The organism is Rhodococcus sp. NPDC127593, from assembly GCF_042671975.1.
GTDB lineage: Bacteria > Actinomycetota > Actinomycetes > Mycobacteriales > Mycobacteriaceae > Rhodococcus_F.
The window spans coordinates 35,414-58,807 of record NZ_JBHXWI010000033.1 but is presented as its reverse complement, the minus strand read 5'-3'; the positions used below and the strand labels follow the sequence as shown (position 1 = coordinate 58,807).

Below are 23,394 nucleotides of genomic sequence, written 5' to 3'. Positions count from 1 at the left end.
ACGAGAGGTGGGCGCATGTCGGACGCCGACAACGAGATCATCTTCGACCGACTCGCGCACTGGGCGCAGGTCCGACCGGACGACGTCGCCGTGCAGTTCCAGGGCACCGAATACACGTGGTCCGGGTGGCACGACCGGATCCTGCACATCGCGGGAGCCTTGGCGGAAGGCGGAATCGGGGCCGGTGACACCGTCGCGTTCGTCGACAAGAACCATCTGTCCTGCCTCGAGGTCACCTACGCCGCGTCGGTCCTCGGCGCAGCCGCCGCAGTTCCCAACTGGCGACTGGCCGGTGAGGAACTCGACTATGTGATCAACGATTCCGGGGCGCGGATCCTGTTCGTGGGCAACGAGTTCCTCCAACAGGTCATGGCACTCCGCGACCGGCTGACCGGCATCGAGCAGATCATCACCGTCGGCGGGGAGCACGACGAGTTCGAGCCGTGGCTCGCCGAGGCGTCGGTGCTGTCGTCGAGGCCGGAGGTGGGAGCGGATGCCACCGCCCTGATCCTGTACAGCTCGGGAACCACCGGCAGGCCGAAGGGAGTTCAGCTGACCCACCGCAACCTGATCGCCCACAGCGTCGCGGTGCTCGAGATCCTGCCCGCGCGGCACGACGACTGCCTGCTCGTCGCCATGCCGCTGTTCCACGTCGGTGGGAGTTGCTACGCGATCATGGGCGTGCACGCCGGCGCCCGGTGCCACTTCACCCGGGAGGCCGACGCCCCGTCCCTGTTCGGCGCGCTCGCGGCGGGTGCGAACATCGCGTTCCTGGTGCCGCCGGTGATCGCCGGAGTGCTTGCCGCAGGTGAGCAGGCCGTGGCCGCGTTCGGTGCGCTGCATCGCATCACGTACGGCGCGGCGCCGATGCCGCTGCCGTTGCTGCGCAGCGCGCTCGCCGCCTGGCCGGAGGCGGAGTTCGTCCAGGTCTACGGAATGACCGAATGCGCGGGTGTCGTCACCGCTCTACTGCCCGACGTGCATCGCGACGAGGCGCAGGAGGCGAGAATGGCGTCGGCGGGACAGCCCATTCCCGGTGTGGAGATGCGCATTGTGGATCCGGCCACCGCCGAGGACGTCGCCCCCGGCAAGACGGGGGAACTGTGGTGGCGTTCGGAACAACGCACGCCCGGCTATCTCGGCAAGCCCGAGGCGACGGCGGAGGCCATCAGCGCCGACGGGTGGTTGCGCAGCGGCGACATGGGACGCGCGGACGCCGACGGCTTCGTGTTCATCGAGGACCGGCTGAAGGACATGATCATCACCGGCGGTGAGAACGTCTACTCCCCCGAGATCGAACGGGTGCTCGTCGAGCATCCGGCGGTGGCGGAGGTGGCGGTGATCGGCGTGCCCGACGACCACTGGGGTGAGACGGTCAAAGCCGTCGTCGTGCCGGTGACCGGAACCAGGATCGAACCGGACGAGCTGATCCACTACACCCGCCAGCGTCTGGCGAAGTTCAAGTGCCCGACGACGGTCGACGTCGTCGACCTGCTGCCCCGCAACCCCACCGGCAAGATCCTCAAGCGGGAACTCCGCGCGCCGTACTGGAAGGACCGCACCCACAAGCTCGTGTGACCGCCGTCCATACTGGGACCGTGACCGTTCGATGCCCCTGCCTGCTCGGTGAACCGTACGACGAGTGCTGCGGGAGGTATCACCGCGGCGAGGCGAAGGCGCCCACGGCCGAGCGCCTCATGCGATCACGGTTCAGCGCGTTCGCCGTCCTGGATGCCGACTACCTCCTCGCGACGTGGCATCCGAGCACGCGGCCCGGGAGTCTGGATCTCGATCCGGAGCAGCGCTGGACCCGCCTCGACATCCTGGGCACGAGCGGCGGTGGATTGCTCGACTCCACCGGCACCGTCGAGTTCCGCGCGCACTACGTACTGGACGGCCACCGCGAATCGCTGCACGAGAACAGCCGATTCGTCCGCGAGGACGGCAATTGGCTGTACCTGGACGCGATCGCGACGCCACGCCCGGGGCTCCCCCGCGTCTGATCGGCTCCGGCTTACGATCGGATCATGATCAACCACCGGATCGGTCCCTTCGCCGCGTTCGCCGCCTGTGCTCTGGCCCTGACGCTCACCGGATGCTCGGAGTCGAACTCCGCCAGCAGTATGGCGGCGACGTCACCCGCCGCGGCGGCCACCACCAGCAGCGCCCTCGAACCCGAGTCGGCGCCGATCCCGACCGACGCGTCGCCGAAATCGTCAGCGGCGTCCGAGTCCGCGAAGCTCACGGTCACCGATGTCCGCGTCGGCGAGCACGAGGGCTTCGACCGCGTGGTGTACGAACTCGGCGGCAAGGGCACGCCGGGCTGGCGGGTCGGTTACGTGAACGAGGCGGTGCAGGACGGCAGCGGCAAGACGATCCCGGTGTCGGGCAACGGCATCCTGCAGGTGCAGATCGACGGCTCGGCGTACCCGTTCGACAGCGATGTGGAGGGATACTCGGGCCCCAACCCGGTGCCCGGTGTTCCCGGCGGCACGGTGACCGAGGTCAACGGTGCGCTCGTGTTCGAAGGCGTCACGCAGTCGTTCATCGGCGTGACACAACCGGACCGCCCCTTTACGGTCTCGACTCTGTCCGACCCGACGCGAGTGGTCGTGGACGTCGCGGAGTAACGCTTCCACGCTCACAGCTTGACCTCGAGTAAAGTTGAGGTTCTACCGTCATGTCATACCCCGGCTCTACCGTGGGGGGATAGCGACAGGAGGCCGCTGGCATGAGCATGGAAGTCACGGCGTGGAACGCGATGTACAACGCGATGCACGCCCAAGAGGATCGTCGACCCTTCTCCCGCACGACGTTGCGGCGGATAGCCCGATTCGCCCTGCCGCACCGCCGCAGCCTGGGGTGGTATCTGCTGCTCAGCGTCGTCACGGCCGCACTGGCGGTGGCCACCCCGGTGCTGGCGGGCCGTGTCGTCAACGCCATCGTCGGCGGCGACGCGGTGTCCGTCGTCGTGCGCCTCGCGGCACTCATCGCGGTCATCGCCGTACTCGAATCCGCACTCGCCCTGTGGACGCGGTGGCTGTCCGCGAGCATCGGCGAGAACCTGATCCTCGACCTGCGGACCGCCGTGTTCGACCACGTGCAGCGGATGCCGATCGCCTTCTTCACCCGCACTCGCACCGGCGCGCTGGTCAGCCGCCTCAACAACGACGTGATCGGTGCGCAGCGCGCGTTCAGCGACACGCTGTCGGGCGTGGTGTCGAACCTCGTCACGCTCGGCATCACGCTCATCGTGATGATCGGGATCTCCTGGCAGATCACGCTGTGCGCGCTGCTGCTGTTGCCGATCTTCGTCCTGCCCGCCCGCAGGATGGGTGCGCGGCTGGCGCAGCTCAATCGTGAGGCGGCCAACCACAATTCGGTGATGAGCACTCAGATGACGGAGCGGTTCTCGGCGCCGGGTGCCACACTCGTCAAGCTGTTCGGCCGTCCGTCCGAGGAGTCCGCGGAGTTCGCGGTCCGGGCCAGACGGGTGCGGAATATCGGCGTCCGCACGGCGATGCTGCAGTCGGTGTTCGTCACCGCGCTCACTCTCGTGTCGGCTCTCGCGCTGGCGCTCGTCTACGGACTGGGCGGGTTCTACGCACTGCGCGGACAACTCGACGCGGGTGCCGTCGTCGCGATGGCGATGCTGCTGACCCGGTTGTACTCACCCCTCACCGCACTGGCCAGCGCACGCATGGACGTGATGAGCGCGCTGGTGAGTTTCGAGCGCGTCTTCGAGGTCCTCGACCTGAAGCCGTTGATCGCGGAGAAGCCCGACGCGGTCGCGGTGCCCGAGGGCCCGGTGTCGGTGGAGTTCGACTCCGTAGAGTTCGCGTATCCCTCGGCCGACAAGGTGTCGCTGGCCTCGCTCGAGGAGGTCGCGACCCTCGACACCCGCGGCGGCGTCGAGGTGCTGCACCGGCTGTCGTTCCGCGCCGAACCCGGGCAGATGGTCGCGCTGGTGGGATCGTCCGGAGCCGGCAAGTCCACCATCGCCCAACTGGTTCCCCGGCTCTACGACGCGGACGCGGGCTCGGTGAAACTCGGCGGGGTGGACGTGCGCGACCTGACCGCCGACTCCGTGCGGGCCACCGTCGGCATGGTGACTCAGGACGGGCACCTCTTCCACGACACCGTGCGGGCCAACCTCCTGCTCGCCCGCCCGGGCGCCACGCCGGCCGAACTCGCGGAGGTGCTGGACCGGGCGCGGCTCACCGACCTCGTCGCCGCACTGCCCGACGGCCTCGACACGGTGGTCGGCGAACGCGGCTACCGGCTGTCGGGAGGCGAACGCCAGCGGCTGACCATCGCGCGCCTGCTGCTCGCGCATCCGCGGGTGGTCATCCTCGACGAGGCGACGGCACACCTCGACTCCACGTCCGAGGCCGCCGTCCAGGAGGCGCTGGGCGAGGCCCTCGCCGGCCGGACCGCGGTGGTGATCGCGCACCGGTTGTCGACCGTCCGCGCGGCCGATCTGATCCTCGTGGTCGAGGCCGGGCGCATCGTCGAACGCGGCACCCATTCCGAACTGCTCGCCGCGGGCGGCCGGTACGAAGAGCTGTACCGCACACAGTTCGACACGGGCACGGTCTCGTCCCCGGCCCTCACCGAGGTGCTGAGGTGAGTCTGCGAATGGCGGAGAGGGGCAGGCCGATCCAATTCGGGCGGTTCCTCGCCTCGTACACGGTCTCGTACACCGCCTTGTCGAGTTCGTAGGCCCGGAGCAGCGCCGCCGCCTTGCGTGGGTCGGTGCCCGACACGGAGGCATACCCCTCGCAGAACGCGTCGGCGTTGCGCTGAGCCCACTCCCTCGCGCGGAAGTCCCGCTGCGACGCCGCCCCCATCGCTCCCATCGGCACCGAATCGGCCAGCAGATGGTGAGCGGCGTAGTCGAAGGACCGCAGCATTCCCGCAACGTCCCGCAACGGACTGTCCCGTTCCCGGCGCTCGTCGAGGGTCTTGGCGGGTTCGCCCTCGAAGTCGATGAGCAGCCACCGCTCCGGTGTCCGCAGCACCTGACCGAGGTGGAGGTCGCCGTGAATCCGCTGGACGGTGGTGGCGCCCAGAGCTTCCGCCTCGGCGAACTTTCCCCGCACCGCAGCGGCCACCTCCCCCAGTTCGGGAACAATCGAGGTGGCGGCGTCCAGTCTGCGCGTCATCGCCTCCACGGTCGTCGACGCCACCTGACGTTCCTCCGCACCGAGCGCACGCGCCAGTGTCGCGTGCACCTCGGCGACCGCGGCGCCCATCCGGTAGGACTCACCGGCGAAGTCCGTCCCCAACTCCGCGGCGTGGAGATCCGCTTCGATCAGGAGGTCACGGACACTGCCGAGTGCCATACTCCACCCGTCCGCCGAGTTGGCCTCGAAATCCTGCACCATCGCGAGGGTGGTCAGAATCCCGGCCACGTCCGTCTCCATCCACGCCCGCAGCGTCGCCACGTATTCGCTGCCCGCTTCGGCGAGCGCGAGGTGGAGTTCGACGTCGGGGTTCACCCCCGGCGTGACCAGACGGAAGATCTTCATCAGGAGCTTCTCCCCCAGCACCACCGAGGTGTTCGACTGCTCCGCACCGAGTGTCCGCCCGCGGAGCCCCGGTTCGATCACCGTGCCCGGCACGGTCTTCAACTGCACCGGCCCGGACCCCTCGGCCTCCGACAGCAGGTTGGCGTACAGCGTGATGATCTCGGCATCGTGCAGGCCGTCGTACGCGATCATGATGTTCCCGTCGGCGTCCGGCAGCGCCCACGGCTCGAGGTCCTCGGGCAGATGACTGCGGAACCCCAGAGGTATCTGGTACACCTGCGACGGCCCTGCCTCGAACTCCACCGAGACCAGGAGATGCTCGGCGGAGAACCCGAAGGCCGACGTCAGCTCGTGGCGCAGCAGGATCCGCACCGCCGAGATGGTGGTGCCCTTGGCGGCGAACCACCGCCGGTCCGGCAACCACCGGACGAGTTGCCGCTCCAGGGTCTCGTCGGGAATGCGTTCACTGCTGGGTTCGTTCACTGCTGCACCGCCTGTTCCGCTTCGCTGCTGACCGGGTGTCCGCTCACCGCGCCGTCGGACTTCGGATCCGGTTGCAGCGCAAACCAGAAGAATCCGTGCCCGGGGAGCGTGATCATGTACCCGTCGTCCCCGATGGAGGGGAAGGGAACGGAACCGGTGAGCTCCACGGGGATTCGGCCGGCGAACTGGGTGAGGTCCAGGATCACCGCCTGCGGGAACCTGGACAGGTTGTTGACGCACAGAATGACGTCGCTGTACGGCCGGTCCTGGCTCGGCGGCGTCTCCCGAACATACGACAGGACGGCCGGGTTCGCACTGCCGAGTTCGGTGAACGACGCCGTTCCGAACGCCGGGTGCTGTTTGCGGACCTGGAGCAGGCGCCGAGTCCAGTGCAGCAGCGAGTTGGTCGAGTTCATCTGCGCCTCGACGTTCACCGACTGGTAGCCGTACGTGGGATCCATGATGACGGGCAAGTACATTCGGGCCGGGTCGGCACGGGAGAATCCGGCGTTGCGGTCGGGAGTCCACTGCATCGGCGTCCGCACCGAGTCCCGATCACCGAGCCAGATGTTGTCGCCCATGCCGATCTCGTCGCCGTAGTAGAGGACGGGCGAACCCGGCAGGCTCAGCAGCAGCGCGGTGAACAGCTCGAGCTGGTTGCGGTCGTTCTCGAGCAACGGCGCGAGCCGTCGCCGGATGCCGATGTTCGCCTTCATCCGCGGGTCCTGCGCGTACTCGGAATACATGTAGTCACGCTCCTCGTCAGACACCATTTCGAGCGTCAGCTCGTCGTGGTTCCGGAGAAAGATTCCCCATTGGCACGAGCTCGGAATCGGCGGGGTCTGCGCGAGAATCTCGGAGATCGGGAACCGGTTCTGCCGCCGCACCGCCATGAAGATGCGGGGCATCAGCGGGAAGTGGAACGCCATGTGGCACTCGTCGCCCACGTCCGGCTCCCCGAAGTACTCCACGACGTCCGACGGCCACTGGTTCGCTTCGGCGAGCAGCGCCCGCCCCGGGTACTCGGCGTCCATGACGGCCCTGCACTTCTTGAGAAATGCATGGGTCTCGGGCAGGTTCTCGCAGTTGGTGCCCTCCCGCTCGAAAAGATAGGGCACGGCGTCCAGCCGGAAGCCGTCGATTCCGAGGTCCAGCCAGAATCGCAGCACGTCGATCATCGCGTCCTGGACATCGGGATTGTCGTAGTTCAGGTCCGGCTGATGGGAGAAGAAGCGATGCCAGTAGTACTGCTTGCGCACCGGATCCCACGTCCAGTTGGACGTCTCGGTGTCGACGAAGATGATGCGGGCGTCCGGATACCCCGCGTCGCGGTCCGACCACACGTAGAAGTCGCCGTACGGGCCCTCGGGGTCGGTGCGCGACTCCTGGAACCATGCGTGCGTATCGGAGGTGTGGTTCATGACCAGGTCCGTGATGACTCTGATCCCGCGGCGGTGCGCCTGATCGAAGAGCTGGACGAAATCCTCGACCGTCCCGAACTCCGGCAGCACGGCGCGGAAGTCGCGGATGTCGTATCCGCCGTCGCGTAGCGGTGAATCGTAGAACGGCGGCAGCCACAGGCAGTCGACGCCGAGCCAGGACAGGTAGTCGAGTTTGGACGTCAGCCCCTGGAGATCGCCCGTTCCGTCTCCGGAGGAATCGAAGAACGCGCGGACCAGAACCTCGTAGAACACCGCGGTCTTGAACCACTCGTTGTCCACTTGCAGTTCTCGGGCGTGGAAAAAATCCTCGGACCGGGCCTCGATGATGTGGCCTTCGAGGTCGTGCTCCGGTGGGGTCGCGCCCTCCCGGGACTGGTCGGCGAAGGCCGACGACGAATCTTCCAGGGGCATAAGCACCTCGGTTCGCGACTCGATCACAGGACCAGGGGCGTTCCCCGGACACGTGCCTCGATCGTAGGTCGGTCCTGCCCGAACTGCTGGGAACGCGCGCAGCCGCCCCCGGTTTCGGTGAGCGGGGCCGAGCCCTGTTCGCGCGGTCCAATCCCCCGCGGTGCGCCGCAGCCTGCGACTATTCTGAATTTCGGCAGGCGCCGTCGGGCGTTCCGATGTGAACCAGCGGAATGAGTAGCCATGGTGGATCGTACGGGCGGGCGTCGCGGGGTTCTTCCGATTCCCGATCGGCAGCATCTCGGCCTGACAACCTACGACGCGAAAGATCCGGACACGTCGTTCCCGCCCATCGAGCCGTTGCTGCCACCCGAGGGCGCCCCGAATGTGCTCGTGGTGCTCCTGGACGACGTGGGATTCGGCGCCAGCAGCGCATTCGGCGGGCCCGCGCAGACGCCGACCGCGGAGCGCCTGCAGGCCGGTGGGCTCACGTACACCCGATTCCACACGACCGCGCTGTGCGCACCGACCCGTGCGGCTCTGCTCAGCGGTCGCAATCATCACTCGGTCGGAATGGGCATGATCACCGAGACCGCGACGTCGGCTCCCGGTTCGTCCGGGCTCCGTCCGAACACCAAGGCCGCGTTGCCGATGACGTTGAAACTCAACGGCTATTCGACGGCCCAGTTCGGCAAGTGCCATGAGGTGCCGCCGTGGCAGACCTCGCCGGTCGGACCGTTCGACGCCTGGCCGTCCGGCGGCGGCGGGTTCGAGCACTTCTACGGGTTCATCGGGGGCGAGAACAACCAGTACTACCCGGCGCTCTACGAGGGTTTCGCCCCCGTCGAGCCCGACAAGACACCCGAGGAGGGCTACCACCTCACCGAGGACCTCGCCGACCACGCCATCGACTGGGTGCGCACCCAGAAGGCGCTCGCCCCGGACAAGCCGTTCTTCGTCTACTTCGCCCCCGGCGCCACCCACGCACCGCACCACGTGCCGCCGGAGTGGGCGGATAAATACGCCGGCCGGTTCGCCGGCGGCTGGGACGCGCAGCGTGAGTCGATCCTCGAACAGCAGAAGCAGCGCGGGGTCGTGCCCGCCGACGCCGGGCTGACCGCGCGCCCGGATGCGATCCCGGCGTGGGACGAGATGGACGACGCGCTGAAGCCGGTGCTGGAACGTCAGATGGAGGTGTATGCGGGTTTCCTCGAGCACACCGATTTCCACGTCGGCCGCGTGATCGACGCGATCGATGCGATCGGCGCCCTCGAGAACACGCTGGTGTACTACATCATCGGCGACAACGGTGCCTCCGCCGAAGGAACGCTCAACGGTGCGTTCAACGAGATGGCGAACTTCAACGGCCTCGCCGCGATCGAGACGCCGGAGTTCATGGCGGAGGTGAAGGACAAGCTCGGGACCACGGAGGCCTACAACCACTATTCGGTGGGCTGGGCGTGGGCGATGTGCGCACCGTTCCAGTGGACGAAGCAGGTCGCCTCGCACTGGGGCGGCACCCGCAACGGGACGATCGTGCACTGGCCTGCCGGCATCAGCAGCCGAGGCGAGACCCGGTCCCAGTTCACCCATGTCATCGACGTCGCCGCGACGGTGCTCGAGGCCGCCGGACTGCCGGAGCCCACGTTCGTCAACGGGGTGCAGCAGGCACCGATCGAGGGCACGAGCATGGTGTACAGCTTCGACGAGGCGGACGCGCCGGAGCGCCACGACCTGCAGTACTTCGAGATGGCAGGCAACCGCGGCATCTACTACAAGGGCTGGAGCGCCGTCACCCGGCACAGCACCCCGTGGCTGCCGGACGAGGTGCTGCCCGCGCTCGACGACGACGTGTGGGAACTGTACGACGGAACCACCGACTGGACGCAAGCGCACGACCTGGCCGCGGAGATGCCCGAGAAACTCGCTGCGTTGCAGCGACTGTGGCTGATCGAGGCGGTGAAATACAACGTGCTGCCCATCGACGACCGCCGGTTCGAACGCCTGAACCCGACGATCGCCGGCCGGCCCCAACTGGTGTCCGGCAGTAGGCAGGTGCTGTTTCCAGGGATGAAACGGCTCACCGAGCACAGCGTCATCGACATCAAGAACCGCTCGTTCTCGGTGACAGCAGCCGTCGAGACGGCGAAGAACGCCGCCACCAACGGTGTCGTCATCGCCCAGGGCGGCCGCTTCGGCGGGTGGGCCCTCTATGTCAAGGAGGGGCGGGCTGCGTTCGTCTACAACCTCCTCGGCATGAAGGAGTTCACGACCGAGGCCACCGAAGACCTGCCCGCAGGCAGTCTGCAGATTCGAGCGGACTTCGCCTACGACGGCGGCGGTCTCGCGAAGGGCGGCGACGTCACTCTCTTTTACGACGGCCGCAGCGTCGGGTCCGGCCGAGTCGAACAGACGCAGCCGATGATCTTCTCCGCGGACGAGACGACAGACATCGGCGACGACTACGGGATGCCGGTCAGCGCCCACTACGGTGGAGAAACCAGGTTCAACGGGCGAATCGACGTCGTGCAGATCGACGTCGGCGACGACGACCACTCCCATTTGATCGACCCGGCGGAGGTGGCGAGGGTCGCGACGTCCCGCCAATGATCCCGAAAGTCGCTGATCGAGGACAGTAGGTGTCCGCTATCCGCGCCACACTGAACGCATGATCGAGACACCCAGCACCCAGCACATCATCTCCGACGAGCGCGGACTCCTTCTCCTCATGCTGGACAACCAGCGAACCGCCTTCCGCAACGCGGTGTCCGGGCTGACCGAGGAGCAGGCCCGCAGCGTGCCCAGCGCCAGCGAGATGAGCCTGGCTTCCCTCCTCAAACACGTGATCGACGGTGAAGAGGCGATGACCTCCCGCATCACCGGGGCTCCGCGCGGTGTCGGCGACGATCCGGTGGCAGCGTGGATGGCCGCATGGAACGTCACCGAGGACGAAACCGTCGACGTCCTCCTCGCCCGCTTCGACGATGCACAGCGCGCCACCGAGGCCGCAGTCTCCGCCGAAACCGACCTGGATCGCGACCTCGACCTGCCCGCCGACGTGGCGCAGTGGATGGCGTCGGGAGTCACCTTCACGGTCCGCTACATGCTGCTGCACCAGATCGAGGAACTCGCCCGGCACGCCGGTCACGCCGACATCATCCGGCAGTCCCTCGACGGCGCGCGCGCCGATACGCTGGCCGGCGGCGGCAGCTGGTCCTGACTGTTTCCACTCTCTCGGGTAAATTCTCCGCACGGGCGGCGCTGCAGAGCTGCCCGGACGAGACAACGAGGAGTTCAGGTGGACGGTATGAGCGTGATGCGACGCACGATCGCGGCGGCAACGGTCGGTATCGCGGCGACTTTCAGCCTCTCGGGCACGGCAGCGGCGGAACCGGCCACCCCGGACGTCCCCGGACTCGCCGAACTGCGCACCCAGGCCGACAAGCCCGAGGAGAAGGCCGCGGTCGAGGCGCTGGCCACGTCGACCGTGCTGCATGACGTCGCGGGCGCGTCCACGCCATTCCTCTACACCGCACCGACCGTGGGTTGCGGCACCGTCGCACCGGTCACGCTGACGCTGGCGTCGGGCACCACCGGGCCCACGGCGGAGGTCAAGGCGAACGAGATCAGCTTCCAGGCCCTCTCCGCGTACCCCGGTGTCGTGAAGTCGTCGGGACTCAACGTCGCGTGGATCAACACCAACACCGGCGCCAGCGGAATCCTGCCCCTCGACGGCGTCACCGAAGGCGGCTACCCGGCACTGAACAAGGTCGTGGCGACGGGGGCGGGCACCGTCGTGGCATCGATCTTCGGCACCGTCGGCTACACCGACGCGACCTGCTACGTGCTGCCGACAGTCGGTTCGTTCTTCGTTCCCGAGGAGGGCCCGCTGCCCGCCCAGGCGGCACAGCCGGCCCCGGCTCCCGCTCCCCCGGCGTAACCGCCGGGGATCCCTTTCGGGAGGGCCGCGCGAGGACTACTCGCGCGGCTGTTTCCCGCTGTCCCGGTCGCGCTGGAACTTTCCGCCGGCCCGATCGTCGCGACCCCCGCGCGGTCGGCCCGACGGCGGACCCGAATCGGGCTGCAGCTGAATCAGCACACCGGAGATCCTGGTACGGCGCAGGGCCTCGAGGGTCTCGGGAGCCAGGTCGGCGGGCAACTCCACCAGGCTGTGGTCCGGGCGGATGCTGATGTGCCCGAAATCGCTGCGCCGCAGCCCGCCCTCGTTCGCGATGGCACCGACGATCGCACCCGGCACCACGCGGTGCCGCTTGCCGACCGCAATGCGGTACGTCGCGAGCTCCTGGCCCTCCGGTCCACGCGACCGCGTGGGCGGGCCGTCGTCGAACCGGCGCGCCGGGCGTTCGCGGGGCTCACGCTCACGGCGGGGCGCCGGCGGCGGCTCGGGCGCCATGAGGAACGCCTCACCGTCGCGCGACTGCACCGCGAGCGCGGCGGCGATGTCGGCGAGCGGCACGTCGTGCTCCTGCTCGTAGTCCTCGATCATCTTGCGGAACAACGCCAGATTGTCGGACGTGAGGCTCTCGGTGATCGAGTCGCCGAACTTTGACACACGCTGCGCATTGACGTCGTCGACGCTGGGCAGCTGCATCTCGGCCAGCGGCTGACGGGTCGCCTTCTCGATGGCCTTGAGCAGGTGGCGTTCGCGCGGTGCCACGAACAGCAGCGCCTCGCCCGCGCGCCCGGCGCGGCCGGTACGGCCGATCCGGTGGACGTACGACTCCGTGTCGTGCGGGATGTCGTAGTTGACGACGTGGGAGATGCGCTCGACGTCGAGGCCACGCGCGGCCACGTCGGTGGCCACGAGAATGTCGAGGGCGCCGCTCTTGAGCTGGCCGATGGTCCGCTCACGCTGCGCCTGCACGATGTCGCCGTTGATGGCCGCGGCCGAGAATCCGCGCGAGCGCAGTCGTTCCGCGAGGTCTTCGGTGGCCTGCTTGGTGCGCACGAAGATGATCATGGCTTCGAAGGCCTCGACCTCGAGGACACGCGTCAGGGCGTCGAGCTTGCGCTGGTGCGCCACCTGGACGTACCGCTGCGAGATATTGGACGCGGTCGACGTCTTCGACTTCATCGTGATCTCGACGGGGTCGTGCATGTACTGCTTCGAGATCTTGCGGATGGCCCCTGGCATCGTGGCCGAGAACAGCGCCACCTGCTTGTACTCCGGAGTGTCGGCGAGGATGCGCTCGACGTCCTCCTGGAAACCCATCTTCAGCATCTCGTCGGCCTCGTCCAGGACGAGGTAGGAGAGCTTGGACAGGTCGAGCGTGCCCTTCTCCAGGTGGTCGATCACGCGACCGGGCGTGCCCACCACCACGTGTGCGCCGCGCCGCAGTCCCGACAACTGGACGCCGTAGCTCTGACCGCCGTAAATGGGCAGGACGTGCAGGCCCGGAATATGGGCGGAGTACTTGCCGAACGCCTCCGCGACCTGCAGGGCCAGCTCCCTCGTCGGCGCGAGGACCAATGCCTGCGGCGACTTCTGCGTCAGGTCGATCTTCGAGAGGATCGGTACCGCGAACGCAGCGGTCTTGCCGGTGCCGGTCTGCGCCAGGCCGACGACGTCGTTGCCGGCGAGGAGGGGCGGAATGGTGGCTGCCTGGATCGGCGAGGGCGACTCGTAGCCCACATCGGACAGTGCCTTCAAGACCCGATCATCGATGTCGAGGTCGGCAAAAGTGGGGGGTTCGGGGTCACGCTCGATATCACTCATTGACCAGCAGTTTAGTGCACGAGTCCACAGTGCATCGCCACGCCGCGGAAATACGCGGCGACCGGGACGGGAGGCACCTGCCGCGGGGTCGTCGCCTAGCGTGGACGGCATGGTCGATGTCGCTGTCATTCAGTTCGCTCCCGGTCAGGACAAGCAGGAGAACCTGCGCACCCTCCGCATGCTCGCCGCCGAGGCCGCGGGCCGTGGCGCGAAGGTGGTGGTGGCGCCCGAGTACGCGATGTTCACGGCGCCGAGAACGGACGAGCGGATCGTCGAGTCCGCCGAGGGCCTCGACGGCGAGTTCGTCGGTGGGCTGGCCGCGACCGCGAGGGAACTCGACGTCCACCTGGTGGCAGGGGTCAACGAGCAGCTGCCCGGGGACGATCACATCTCCAACACCCTCGTCGCGCTCGGACCGGGCGGCGACGTCGTCGCCACCTACCGCAAACTCCACCTGTACGACGCGTTCGGCTACAAGGAGTCCGACGTCATCCGCGCCGGGGACATCGGCGCCCCGGAGACCTTCGCCGTCGACGGCCTCACGTTCGGCATGCAGACCTGCTACGACCTCCGATTCCCCGAGGTCACCCGCCGCATCGTCGATGCGGGCGCCGACGTGCTGCTGCTGCCCGCGCAGTGGGTGCCCGGACCGTTGAAGGAGGACCACTGGTCCACTCTCGTCAGGGCACGCGCCATCGAGAACACCGTGTACGTGGCCGCCGCCGACCAGAGCGCGCGCACCGGTGCCGGGAACAGCATGATCGTCGATCCGATGGGCGTGACCCTCGCGTCGCTCGGTGAGCGGGTGGGCACCGCGGTCGCGGCGGTCAGCGCGGAGCGGATCGCCGAGGTGAGGGAGAAGAACCCCGCCCTCGCCCTGCGCCGATTCACCGTCAGCGAGATCTGAACGGCCCGATCGGGAGTAGCGTCGGAGACGAAGTTCTTCCCGATCACGGAGCGTTCGATGTTGTACACCAGTCGCGCCGACGCCGGTCGCAGACTGGCCGCCGCACTGGAACACCTGCGCGGCACCGATCTGGTGGTGCTCGGTCTGCCGCGCGGCGGCGTCCCCGTCGCGTTCGAGATCGCTGCCGCCCTGTCGGCCCCTCTCGACGTCGTGCTCGTCCGAAAGCTGGGTGTCCCATGGCAGCCGGAACTCGCCATGGGTGCCATCGGTGAGGGCGAATCCCGGGTGATCAACGACGACGTTCTCCGCATCGCCCGAATCAGCAAGACCGCGCTCGCCATGGTCGAGGCGAAGGAGCGCCGCGAGCTCGAACGGCGGGCACGGGTGCTGCGCGGCGGCAAGCCGCGAGCGTCACTGAAGGGCCGCACGGCCGTCCTCGTCGACGACGGCATGGCCACGGGCGCGACCGCGGCGGTGGCCTGCCAATCGGTGAAGAAACTGGGCGCGGCACGCGTGATCGTCGCGGTTCCGGTGGCCGCCCCCGAGGCTGTCGGCCGCCTGCGCGTGACCGCCGACGAGGTGGTCTGCCCGTACATCCCGGCCGATCTCGGCGGCGTCGGCAACGCGTACGACGATTTCCATCAACTCTCGGACACCGAGGTCACAGACCTGCTGGCCCACCGCTGACGGTGGTTCTCGAGGAATCTTCAGCTCCAGTGCAACGTTCCCGGAGGCCCTGTCGATACACCGGACAGAGCACAGAACAGACTGCCTTTGGAGGATCTCGTGACCGTCTCTGCCGATACCGTCGAAACCGTCGTCACCGCCTGCCGCGACCGATTGGGCGACCCGTCGGGCTGGGTCACCTCCGATGCCTATCGGCACAGCCTCGCCCTCTGCATCATCGAATCGGTGCAGTCGAGCGCCGGGCACAGCGAGGTCGCCGTCGTCGACCGCTATCTGGCGTACCGGCGGGCGCACCCCGATCAGCCCCTCACCGACGGCGCCCGCGACCTTCTGCGCACGTTCGAGGAGGCGGGCAGCTCGGATCAGTGGGCGGGCAAGGTCGGCTCGTACAAGCGGCGGTACACCGCGACCGGCGTGCCGATCGAGGCTCGTCACATCCAGCTGGCGGCGGAGCGACTACACCAGCTCCGCATCAACAGCATCGACGACCTTCTCGAGGCCGCCCGGGACGAAGCCGCCCTGGAACAGATCCACGATGCGTGGATCGAGGTGTGCGGGGAGAGCAGCGACGTCACGTGGGCGCATTTCCTGATGCTCGCCGGGATCCCCGGGGTTCGGCCGAATCGGGTGGCGGACGTGTTCATCAGCGGCGCGCTCGGCATTTCGGAAGCCACCGACGACGGCCTTGCCGAGGAGATCCTCGCGGCGACCGCGACCGAACTCGGTGTCGATCCGGACCAGTTGAACTACGCGATCCGGCGCTGGCTGTCGGCCAACTCGCGCCGTCTCGAAGAGGCCGCCTGAGTTATCAGTTTACGCCGAGTTACACTAATCTCCGCTGGTCAGAACAGAAATACACATAACGGACATCGACCCTGATGCGAAACTGGGACAAATGTGATCGAATGCACATCCGTCATGTCGTTTCAGTGGAGGGGTCATAGTGCGTGAATTCTCGGTACCGCAGTCGTTCTCAATTCCGGAGGACGCCTCCATGGCGGACACGGTCTTCCGTCACGCCGAGGAAGATCCGAAGTTCGTCCCGTTCCAGCGCCCGGGCAACGGTGGTTGGGTAGACGTCACCGCCGCCGAGTTCGCGGAGCAGGTCTCCGCCGTCGCGAAGGGCCTCATCGCTTCCGGCGTCGAGCTCGGTGACCGCGTCGCGATCCTCTCGGCGACCCGGTACGAGTGGGTCGTCATCGACTACGCGATCTGGACGGCCGGCGGGTGCACCGTCGCCATCTACGAAACGTCCGCACCCGATCAGGCGAAGTGGATCCTCGAAGACTCCGGCACGTCGCTGCTGGTCGTCGAGAACCCCAAGCAGGCCGAGGCGCTGAAGGTCGTCACCGACGCCGCGCCGGACCTGCGTGAGGTCCTGCAAATCGAGGGCGGGGCGAGCGAAGCGACGGGGAAGACATCCGGCGCGATCGACGAACTGTCGAAGCGCGGCGAGGGCGTCACCGACGAGCAGCTGCACGAGCGTCGTCACCAGGTGCGCGCGTCCTCCCCCGCCACCCTCATCTACACGTCGGGGACCACGGGCCGTCCCAAGGGCGTGCAGTTGACCCACTCGAACTTCTACGCGGAATCGGCGGCCGTGAAGTTGGCGCTCAGCGACGCGATGTACGCCGGCAGGCGCACCCTGATGTTCCTGCCCCTCGCGCACGTCTTCGCCCGCGCCATCTCCTTCGGTGCGTTCGACGCCAAGGTCACCGTCGCGCACACCGCCGACCTCACCACGCTGCTCGACCAGTTCGCCGCGTTCAAGCCGCACTTCATCCTGTCGGTGCCGCGCGTGTTCGAGAAGGTCTACAACTCCGCCAAGCAGAAGGCGTACGACGGCGGCAAGGGCAGCATCTTCGAGAAGGCGTCCGCCACGGCCATCGCGTACAGCGAGGCGCAGGACAACGGCGGCGCCGGGCTCGGCCTCAAGCTCAAGCACGCCCTGTTCGACAAGCTCGTCTACTCGAAGCTCCGCACCGCGCTCGGCGGCGAGTGCGACCGCGCCGTCTCCGGCGGCGCCGCGCTCGGTGCACGCCTCGGTCACTTCTTCCGCGGCATCGGCGTCCCGGTGTACGAGGGCTACGGCCTCACGGAGACGAGCGCCGCCATCTCCGTGAACACCACCCGCGCGCAGAAGGTCGGCACCGTCGGCAAGCCGATCGACGGCCACGCCGCGAAGATCGGCGAGGACGGCGAACTGCTCCTGAAGGGTCCCGTCGTGTTCGGCGGGTACTGGCACAACGAGCAGGCCACTGCGGATTCGATCCGGGACGGCTGGTTCCACACCGGCGACCTCGGCTCGATCGACGAAGAGGGCTACGTCTCGATCACCGGCCGCAAGAAGGAGATCATCGTCACCGCGGGCGGCAAGAACGTCGCGCCTGCGGTCCTCGAGGATGCACTCCGCGCGCACCCGCTGATCAGCCAGTGCCTCGTGGTCGGCGACGGTAAGCCGTTCATCGGCGCGCTCATCACCCTCGACTCCGAAACCCTCCCGGGCTGGAAGGAACGCCACGGGCTGGCCGCCGACACCCCGGTGTCCGAACTGGTCAAGAACCCCGACCTGGTCGCCGAGATCGACGAGGCCGTGGCGGAGGGCAACAAGAAGGTGTCCAACCCCGAGCGGATCAAGAAGTACCGCATCCTCGAGGTCGACTTCACGCAGGAGACCGGTGAGCTCACGCCCACGCTGAAGCTCAAGCGGAACGTTATCCACAAGGAGCACGGCGCGGCCATCGAGGCCATCTACGCGTAAGCGGCTCCGCCGCCCGTGAGTGCCCGAGGAGTGCAGAGACTCCTCGGGCACTCACGGGCGCGCAGCGTCCAGGATGAAGTCGCGGACCACCGCGGTCACCGTGACCTGGACCCTCTCGTGAAGCAGGTCGTGTCCGGCGTCGTCGAACTCCCGGAACTCGAGGCCTCTTATCCCCGCCGCCCAGTCCCGGACGGGGTCGATCGGTGCGATGCGGTCGTCGACACCGTGGACCGCGAGCAGCGGTATCCCGAGTGAGCCCAGCGCGTCCGCCGTCTGCTGCACGGCGGCGGTCTTCGGTGTCCCGCACAGAATCGCGCACCGGAAACCGGGGTCACCGGACGCGAGAAGTTCCATCGAGACCGCGGCACCGAGCGAATGCCCCATGAGCACGAGCGGAACATCCGGCGCGTGCCTGCCGGCGAGGCCGGTGAGAAGCGCGGCGTCCTCCGCCAGGTCCGCGACGGATCCCGGATGATCGCCTTCGGATAATCCGTGACCGGCCTGGTCGATTCCCCACACCCCGATTCCGGCGGGCGTCAGTCCGCGCGCGAACCGGTGGTAATGACCCGTGTGCTGCCCCATTCCGTGGAGAAACACCAGCTGGGCGACGGGTCCACCCACCGCGCTCCAGTGCCGGTAGTGGACTCGTCCGGAGTGGCCGTCGAAGAAGGGCATGGCTGCCATTCTGGGCCTGTCGCACCCCGATGGCACAATCGGCCGGGTGAACTCACCGGCAGAACTGGGGACATAGCTGTGTTCCTCCTCGACGACACCATCGTCTACAGCGCCAGCGACCTCTCCGCGGCCGCCACCTGCGAGTTCGCGTTGCTGCGCCGGTTGGACGCCACGCTCGGGCTCGCCGGGGCCGGTTCCGCCACGTCCGTCGACGACGATCCGATGCTGCGACGGACGTCGAGCCTGGGCGATGCTCACGAACATCGCCGGCTCGAGCAGTTCCGCGCCGAGTACGGCGACGGGGTGGTCACGATGGACCGTCCCGAATACACCGCGGTGGGTCTGTTCGAGGCGAACCTGGCCACCGTGGAAGCGATCCGCGGCGGCGCCGACGTCGTGTACCAGGGGACGTTCTTCGACGGCCGATTCCTGGGTTTCTGCGATTTCCTCGTCCGCGACGGCGACACGTATGCCGTCTACGACACCAAACTGTCACGGCACGCGAAGGTGTCGGCCCTGCTGCAGCTCGCCGCGTACGCGGAAGCGCTGGCCGGCAACGGGATCCCGACGTCTCCGGACGTCCACCTGCTGCTCGGCGACGACAGCGACTCGGCGCACTCGCTCGGCGACATCATTCCCGTGTACTCCGCGCGACGCTCCTCGCTCGAACGAATTCTGGACGAGCACCGCGACGAGCAGTTGCTCGCGGAATGGGGCGACCCCCGGTACACGGCGTGCGGCCGGTGCGACACGTGCACCCCGGAGGTGGAGCAACATCGCGACCTCCTGCTGGTGGCCGGAATGCGCTCGACGCAGCGGAGCCGGCTGATCGCGGCCGGGATCGGCACTCTCGACGCCCTCGCCGCGCATGCGGGCAGCGTCGAGGGCCTGCCCGAGCGCACCCTGGAATCGCTTCGTGCGCAGGCCGCCCTGCAGTTGCGGCAGGAGTCCTCGGGGACCCCCGAGTTCCAGGTGTACGCCCCGCAGGCTCTGGGCGGGCTGCCGGAACCGGACGACGGCGACATCTTCTTCGACTTCGAGGGAGACCCGCTCTGGGCCGAGAACGGTTCCACGGACTGGGGTCTCGAATACCTCTTCGGTGTGGTCGAGGGTCCCGCCGACGCCGCCGTCTTCCGGCCGTTCTGGGCACACGACCGCGCCGAGGAACGGCAGGCACTCGTCGACTTCCTCGACTACGTGACAGCGCGTCGTCAGCAGTACCCGAACATGCACATCTACCACTACGCCGCGTACGAGAAGTCGGCGCTGCTGCGGCTGGCGGGACGGCACGGCGTCGGCGAGGAGACCGTCGACACCCTGCTGCGCGACAACGTCCTCGTCGATCTGTATCCGGTGGTGCGCGGGTGCCTGCGCATCGGCGAACGGTCCTACAGCATCAAGAAACTCGAACCGCTGTACATGCCGGAGCAGCCGCGTGACGGCGACGTCACGAACGCCGCCGCGTCGGTGGTCGCCTACGCCGACTACTGCGATCACCGCGACAACGGCCGCGACGACGAGGCACGAGCGCTGCTGCAGGGCATCGCCGACTACAACGAGTACGACTGCGATTCCACGCTGCGGCTGCGCGACTGGCTGATCGGGCAGGCGGAGACGCACGGCATCGCCCTCCGGCCACCCGGCGACGGGCCCACCCCGGTGACCGAGGAGTGCACCCCCGCGGAGGCGACATTGCGCGAGTTCGCCGGGCACGGACCGAGCGAGCACCGGGGACACGACCAGCAGGCCGCCGCGCTCATGGCGGCGGCGGTCGGCTATCACCGCCGCGAGCGGAAACCGTTCTGGTGGGCGCACTTCGATCGGCTGGTCGTGCCGCACGACGAATTGTCGGACATCCGGGACGTGCTGGTGGTGTCGTCCGCGGTCGTCGAGGAGAACTGGCACAAGAGCAGCCCGCGGCAGCGCAAGCTGCGCCGGCGCCTCCAGCTCACCGGCCGTTTCGGCACCGGGAGCACGGTGGGGCCCAAGACCACGATGTACGCGCTCTACGACACTCCCGCACCCGAGGCGGTCGCGGGCGACAATCCGCAGCAGCGGGGAACGTGCACGGTCAACGTTCTCGACGTCGGGAAGGACGGCCGGCGCCGCGACGTGGTGATCGTCGAGGAACTCCTGAACGGCGAGGAGTACGTGCAACTTCCGACGGCGATCACTCCCGGTCCCCCGATCACCACCGACCGCATCGAATCGTCCATCGCGGTGGCCGCGGACGACATGTGCTCGCCGCTACCGGAGCTCCCGCTGTGCGCGCCGGTGGACATTCTACGGCGGTCCGACCCGCGCACGCGGAGCGGGAACCCGCTCCCACCCGTCGACGGCACGGACTACGCGGGCGCGATCACCGCGGCACTGCTCGACCTCGATGACTCGTACGTCGCGGTGCAGGGGCCTCCCGGCACCGGCAAGACGTACACCGGGGCCCGGGTGATCAAGGCGCTCGTCGAGCGGCACCACTGGCGGATCGGCGTGGTCGCGCAGTCGCATTCGGTGATCGAGAACATGCTCGGCGGTGTCGTGAAGGCCGGGCTCCCCGCCGAACTCGTCGCGAAGAAGGACGGGCGGCACCGCGCCGCGACGTGGACCGACATCAGCTCCAACGACTACCCCGGCTTCATCGCCGAGGCCGAGGGCACGGGCTGCGTGATCGGCGGGACCGCCTGGGATTTCGCAAACACCGACCGGGTGCCGCCCGGCAGCCTCGACCTGCTGGTCATCGACGAGGCCGGGCAGTTCGCTCTCGCCAACACCATCGCGGTGGGCGGAGCGGCCCGCAACCTCCTACTTCTCGGCGACCCTCAGCAGCTTCCGCAGGTCAGCCAGGGCACCCACCCGGAACCGGTGGACGCGTCTGCCCTCGGATGGCTCGCCGAGGGGCACGGGGCGCTGCCCGCGAGCCGGGGCTATTTCCTCGAACGCACGTGGCGCATGCACCCGGAACTGTGCGCACCCGTGTCCACACTGTCCTACGAGGGCAAGCTGCGTTCGCAGGAATCGGCCAGTGCCGCACGACGACTCGACGGCATGGAACCGGGTGTGCATACCGTCTTCGTCGACCACCAGGGCAACGCCACCCAATCCCCTGAGGAATCGCGGGAAGTGGTCAACCGGATCACCAAGCTGCTCGGTTCCGGCTGGACCGACCCCAGCGAGTTCGAGGGCACCCGCCCACTCGACGAGTCCGACATCCTGGTCGTCGCGCCGTACAACGCTCAGGTCGGGTCGATCGAACGCGATCTGGCCGCGGTCGGCCTCGACAAGGTCGAGGTGGGCACGGTCGACAAGTTCCAGGGGCGGGAGGCGGCCGTCGCCATCGTGTCGATGACAGCGTCGGCGATCGAGGACGTGCCGCGCGGCATGTCGTTCCTGCTGTCGCGGAACCGGATGAACGTGGCGGTATCCCGCGGCAAGTGGGCTGCGATCATTATCCGGTCGGAATCGTTGACGCAGTACATGCCGAGCACCCCGGAAGGTCTGACCGAGCTGGGCGCCTTCATGCGGCTCACCGGTCAGCCGAAGCACTGACCTTCGCCGCGGTAGGTGGGCACCACGGTGCGGGAGCCGTCCGACTCGACGAGGTGCACCTCGGTGAACCGCTCGCACAGTTCGCCGGCCTTCGCGTGCCGGAACCACACCCGGTCGCCGATGCCGAGATCCGCTGCCGCCTTTCCGGTCACCGGGGTCTGGACCTCACCGGCACCTTCGTTGCGTAATAGCTTCAGCCCGAGCGGCCACGCCGACTTGGGCACGCGACTGCCCCCGGCGGGACCGGAGGCGATGTAGCCGCCGCCGAACAGCGTCGCGATGCCGGGAGCCGGTCGCCGGACCGCCGACAGGGCGAAGTACAGCGACGGGTGCGGACGGAACGCGCGGTACCTGTCGAAGAGCGTCGGAACGTACAGGCCCGAACCCGCCGTCACCTCCGTGACGACCGGGTCCGCGGAGCTCACCTCGAGCGAGCCGGTGCCCCCGCTATTGACGATCTCGAGCACCCCGACCTCTGACTGGACGGCGTTCACCACGGCACCGCGCCGGGTCGCGAGCTCTTTCGCGGACGCCCGCTTCATCCAGCCGATCGGCGGGCTCGAGTCGGGTAGCCCCGCGATCTGCGCTTCGTAGAACATGACGCCCACGACGGCGAATCCCCGCCCCGCGGCGCGCGTCGCGAACGCGGCGACGGCGGACGGTTCGCGGAGCGGGGAACGCCGGACCCCGATGTGGACGGGTCCGAGTCGCAGCGAGGCGTCCACGTCGATGCACAGCCGGGCCCGGAGCGACGTGGTGCCGGCCGCGGCGAGAACGAAGTCGAGGTGGTCATCGCCGTCGACCATCAACGTGATCCGGTTCAGCAGTTCGGGGTCGGCCGCGAGTTCGGCGAGGGCCCCGCGGTCGGCCGTCGGGTAGCCCATGAGGACGTCGTTCGCGCCGTGCCGGGCGAGCCAGATCGCCTCGCGAAGCGAATACGCCATGATCCCGCGGAACCCGCCGGCCCCGGTGAGATTCTCCCCCAGGGCGACCTGGAGTACCGCGCGGCAGCGGACGGATTTGCTGGCGACGCGGACGGGGGTGCCGCCCGCGCGCAGCACCAGGTCGGCGGCGTTGGCGCGCAGCGTGGTGAGGTCGAGCGCGGCCAACGGCGGGTCGACCTCGGTCGTCGAGGCGATGAGACGGTCGAGCGTGGGCGTCACAGTTCGTCCAATCGTTTTGCATCGATCTGCGACGCCAGTCAACCATCGAGTTGGACG

17 protein-coding genes are annotated in these 23,394 nt (G+C 68.2%); 12 read left to right on the top strand and 5 right to left on the bottom strand.

Features of this window, described 5'->3' with window-relative positions; translation table 11 throughout:
- Nucleotides 1-15: 15 nt before the first annotated feature.
- From ACFVJ3_RS28420 to ACFVJ3_RS28405, 4 genes are all read left to right on the top strand, one after another.
- Complete coding sequence (locus ACFVJ3_RS28420; RefSeq protein WP_378455234.1) at nt 16-1,578, top strand: long-chain-fatty-acid--CoA ligase; 1,563 nt, start codon at nt 16-18, stop codon at nt 1,576-1,578.
- Nucleotides 1,575-2,003, top strand: a complete 429-nt coding sequence (locus tag ACFVJ3_RS28415) for a YchJ family protein (RefSeq protein ID WP_378455233.1) — start codon at nt 1,575-1,577, stop codon at nt 2,001-2,003. The genes ACFVJ3_RS28420 and ACFVJ3_RS28415 overlap by 4 nt, the downstream gene beginning before the upstream one ends.
- A gap of 24 nt (nt 2,004-2,027) precedes the next feature.
- Nucleotides 2,028-2,630 carry a hypothetical protein gene (locus ACFVJ3_RS28410; protein ID WP_378455232.1) on the top strand — a complete coding sequence of 201 codons (603 nt, stop codon included), beginning with the start codon at nt 2,028-2,030 and terminating at the stop codon, nt 2,628-2,630.
- 101 nt (nt 2,631-2,731) lie between these two features.
- Nucleotides 2,732-4,630, top strand: coding sequence for an ABC transporter ATP-binding protein (locus ACFVJ3_RS28405; RefSeq protein ID WP_378455231.1), 1,899 nt, complete (start codon nt 2,732-2,734; stop codon nt 4,628-4,630).
- Here the strand turns inward: ACFVJ3_RS28405 and ACFVJ3_RS28400 are convergent.
- Nucleotides 4,611-6,014 (bottom strand): hypothetical protein, encoded by a 1,404-nt coding sequence (locus tag ACFVJ3_RS28400; RefSeq protein ID WP_378455230.1) that lies wholly within the window; start codon nt 6,012-6,014, stop codon nt 4,611-4,613. The two genes, ACFVJ3_RS28405 and ACFVJ3_RS28400, sit on opposite strands and share 20 nt — an antisense overlap.
- Nucleotides 6,011-7,867, bottom strand: coding sequence for a maltose alpha-D-glucosyltransferase (gene treS, locus ACFVJ3_RS28395; RefSeq protein WP_378455229.1), 1,857 nt, complete (start codon nt 7,865-7,867; stop codon nt 6,011-6,013). Before treS ends, ACFVJ3_RS28400 begins: the two co-directional genes overlap by 4 nt.
- A gap of 240 nt (nt 7,868-8,107) precedes the next feature.
- On the opposite strand from treS, the gene ACFVJ3_RS28390 reads away from it, so the two are divergent.
- From ACFVJ3_RS28390 to ACFVJ3_RS28380, 3 genes are all read left to right on the top strand, one after another.
- On the top strand, nt 8,108-10,474 hold the full coding sequence (locus ACFVJ3_RS28390; protein ID WP_378455228.1) for an arylsulfatase: 2,367 nt from the start codon (nt 8,108-8,110) through the stop codon (nt 10,472-10,474).
- A 58-nt stretch (nt 10,475-10,532) separates the two neighbouring features.
- On the top strand, nt 10,533-11,084 hold the full coding sequence (locus ACFVJ3_RS28385; protein ID WP_378455227.1) for a DinB family protein: 552 nt from the start codon (nt 10,533-10,535) through the stop codon (nt 11,082-11,084).
- A gap of 87 nt (nt 11,085-11,171) precedes the next feature.
- Nucleotides 11,172-11,804 carry a hypothetical protein gene (locus ACFVJ3_RS28380; RefSeq protein ID WP_378455226.1) on the top strand — a complete coding sequence of 211 codons (633 nt, stop codon included), beginning with the start codon at nt 11,172-11,174 and terminating at the stop codon, nt 11,802-11,804.
- 36 nt (nt 11,805-11,840) lie between these two features.
- Here the strand turns inward: ACFVJ3_RS28380 and ACFVJ3_RS28375 are convergent, their stop codons facing one another.
- The gene (locus ACFVJ3_RS28375; protein WP_378455225.1) at nt 11,841-13,601 is read right to left on the bottom strand and encodes a DEAD/DEAH box helicase; all 1,761 of its coding nucleotides are present in this window, start codon (nt 13,599-13,601) and stop codon (nt 11,841-11,843) included.
- A gap of 109 nt (nt 13,602-13,710) precedes the next feature.
- Between ACFVJ3_RS28375 and ACFVJ3_RS28370 the strand changes: the two genes are divergently transcribed.
- From ACFVJ3_RS28370 to ACFVJ3_RS28355, 4 genes are all read left to right on the top strand, one after another.
- On the top strand, nt 13,711-14,508 hold the full coding sequence (locus ACFVJ3_RS28370; protein ID WP_378455224.1) for a carbon-nitrogen hydrolase family protein: 798 nt from the start codon (nt 13,711-13,713) through the stop codon (nt 14,506-14,508).
- Between the two features lie 57 nt (nt 14,509-14,565).
- Nucleotides 14,566-15,195 carry a phosphoribosyltransferase gene (locus tag ACFVJ3_RS28365; RefSeq protein WP_378455223.1) on the top strand — a complete coding sequence of 210 codons (630 nt, stop codon included), beginning with the start codon at nt 14,566-14,568 and terminating at the stop codon, nt 15,193-15,195.
- 99 nt (nt 15,196-15,294) lie between these two features.
- Entirely contained in the window at nt 15,295-15,999 is a 705-nt protein-coding gene (locus ACFVJ3_RS28360) for a heme peroxidase (protein WP_087558999.1), read from the top strand.
- 139 nt (nt 16,000-16,138) lie between these two features.
- Entirely contained in the window at nt 16,139-17,956 is a 1,818-nt protein-coding gene (locus ACFVJ3_RS28355; protein ID WP_378455222.1) for an AMP-dependent synthetase/ligase, read from the top strand.
- Nucleotides 17,957-18,007: 51 nt separating this feature from the next.
- Here ACFVJ3_RS28355 and ACFVJ3_RS28350 read toward each other — a convergent pair whose 3' ends face one another.
- Nucleotides 18,008-18,631: an alpha/beta hydrolase gene (locus ACFVJ3_RS28350; protein ID WP_378455221.1), complete on the bottom strand. Its 624-nt coding sequence runs from the start codon at nt 18,629-18,631 to the stop codon at nt 18,008-18,010.
- A gap of 78 nt (nt 18,632-18,709) precedes the next feature.
- On the opposite strand from ACFVJ3_RS28350, the gene ACFVJ3_RS28345 reads away from it, so the two are divergent.
- A complete protein-coding gene (locus tag ACFVJ3_RS28345) occupies nt 18,710-22,174 on the top strand; it encodes a TM0106 family RecB-like putative nuclease (RefSeq protein ID WP_378455220.1) in 3,465 nt (1,154 codons plus the stop codon).
- Here the strand turns inward: ACFVJ3_RS28345 and ACFVJ3_RS28340 are convergent.
- On the bottom strand, nt 22,159-23,337 hold the full coding sequence (locus ACFVJ3_RS28340) for an amino acid deaminase/aldolase (protein ID WP_378455219.1): 1,179 nt from the start codon (nt 23,335-23,337) through the stop codon (nt 22,159-22,161). The genes ACFVJ3_RS28345 and ACFVJ3_RS28340 overlap by 16 nt on opposite strands.
- Nucleotides 23,338-23,394: the final 57 nt, after the last annotated feature.

Coding starts and splice junctions, on each gene's coding strand:
- ACFVJ3_RS28420 (WP_378455234.1), top strand. CDS start 16: ATGTCGGACGCCGACAACGAGATCATCTTCGACCGACTCGCGCACTGG.
- ACFVJ3_RS28410 (WP_378455232.1), top strand. CDS start 2,028: ATGATCAACCACCGGATCGGTCCCTTCGCCGCGTTCGCCGCCTGTGCT.
- ACFVJ3_RS28405 (WP_378455231.1), top strand. CDS start 2,732: ATGAGCATGGAAGTCACGGCGTGGAACGCGATGTACAACGCGATGCAC.
- treS (WP_378455229.1), bottom strand. CDS start 7,867: ATGCCCCTGGAAGATTCGTCGTCGGCCTTCGCCGACCAGTCCCGGGAG.
- ACFVJ3_RS28390 (WP_378455228.1), top strand. CDS start 8,108: ATGGTGGATCGTACGGGCGGGCGTCGCGGGGTTCTTCCGATTCCCGAT.
- ACFVJ3_RS28385 (WP_378455227.1), top strand. CDS start 10,533: ATGATCGAGACACCCAGCACCCAGCACATCATCTCCGACGAGCGCGGA.
- ACFVJ3_RS28380 (WP_378455226.1), top strand. CDS start 11,172: ATGAGCGTGATGCGACGCACGATCGCGGCGGCAACGGTCGGTATCGCG.
- ACFVJ3_RS28375 (WP_378455225.1), bottom strand. CDS start 13,601: ATGAGTGATATCGAGCGTGACCCCGAACCCCCCACTTTTGCCGACCTC.
- ACFVJ3_RS28370 (WP_378455224.1), top strand. CDS start 13,711: ATGGTCGATGTCGCTGTCATTCAGTTCGCTCCCGGTCAGGACAAGCAG.
- ACFVJ3_RS28365 (WP_378455223.1), top strand. CDS start 14,566: ATGTTGTACACCAGTCGCGCCGACGCCGGTCGCAGACTGGCCGCCGCA.
- ACFVJ3_RS28350 (WP_378455221.1), bottom strand. CDS start 18,631: ATGCCCTTCTTCGACGGCCACTCCGGACGAGTCCACTACCGGCACTGG.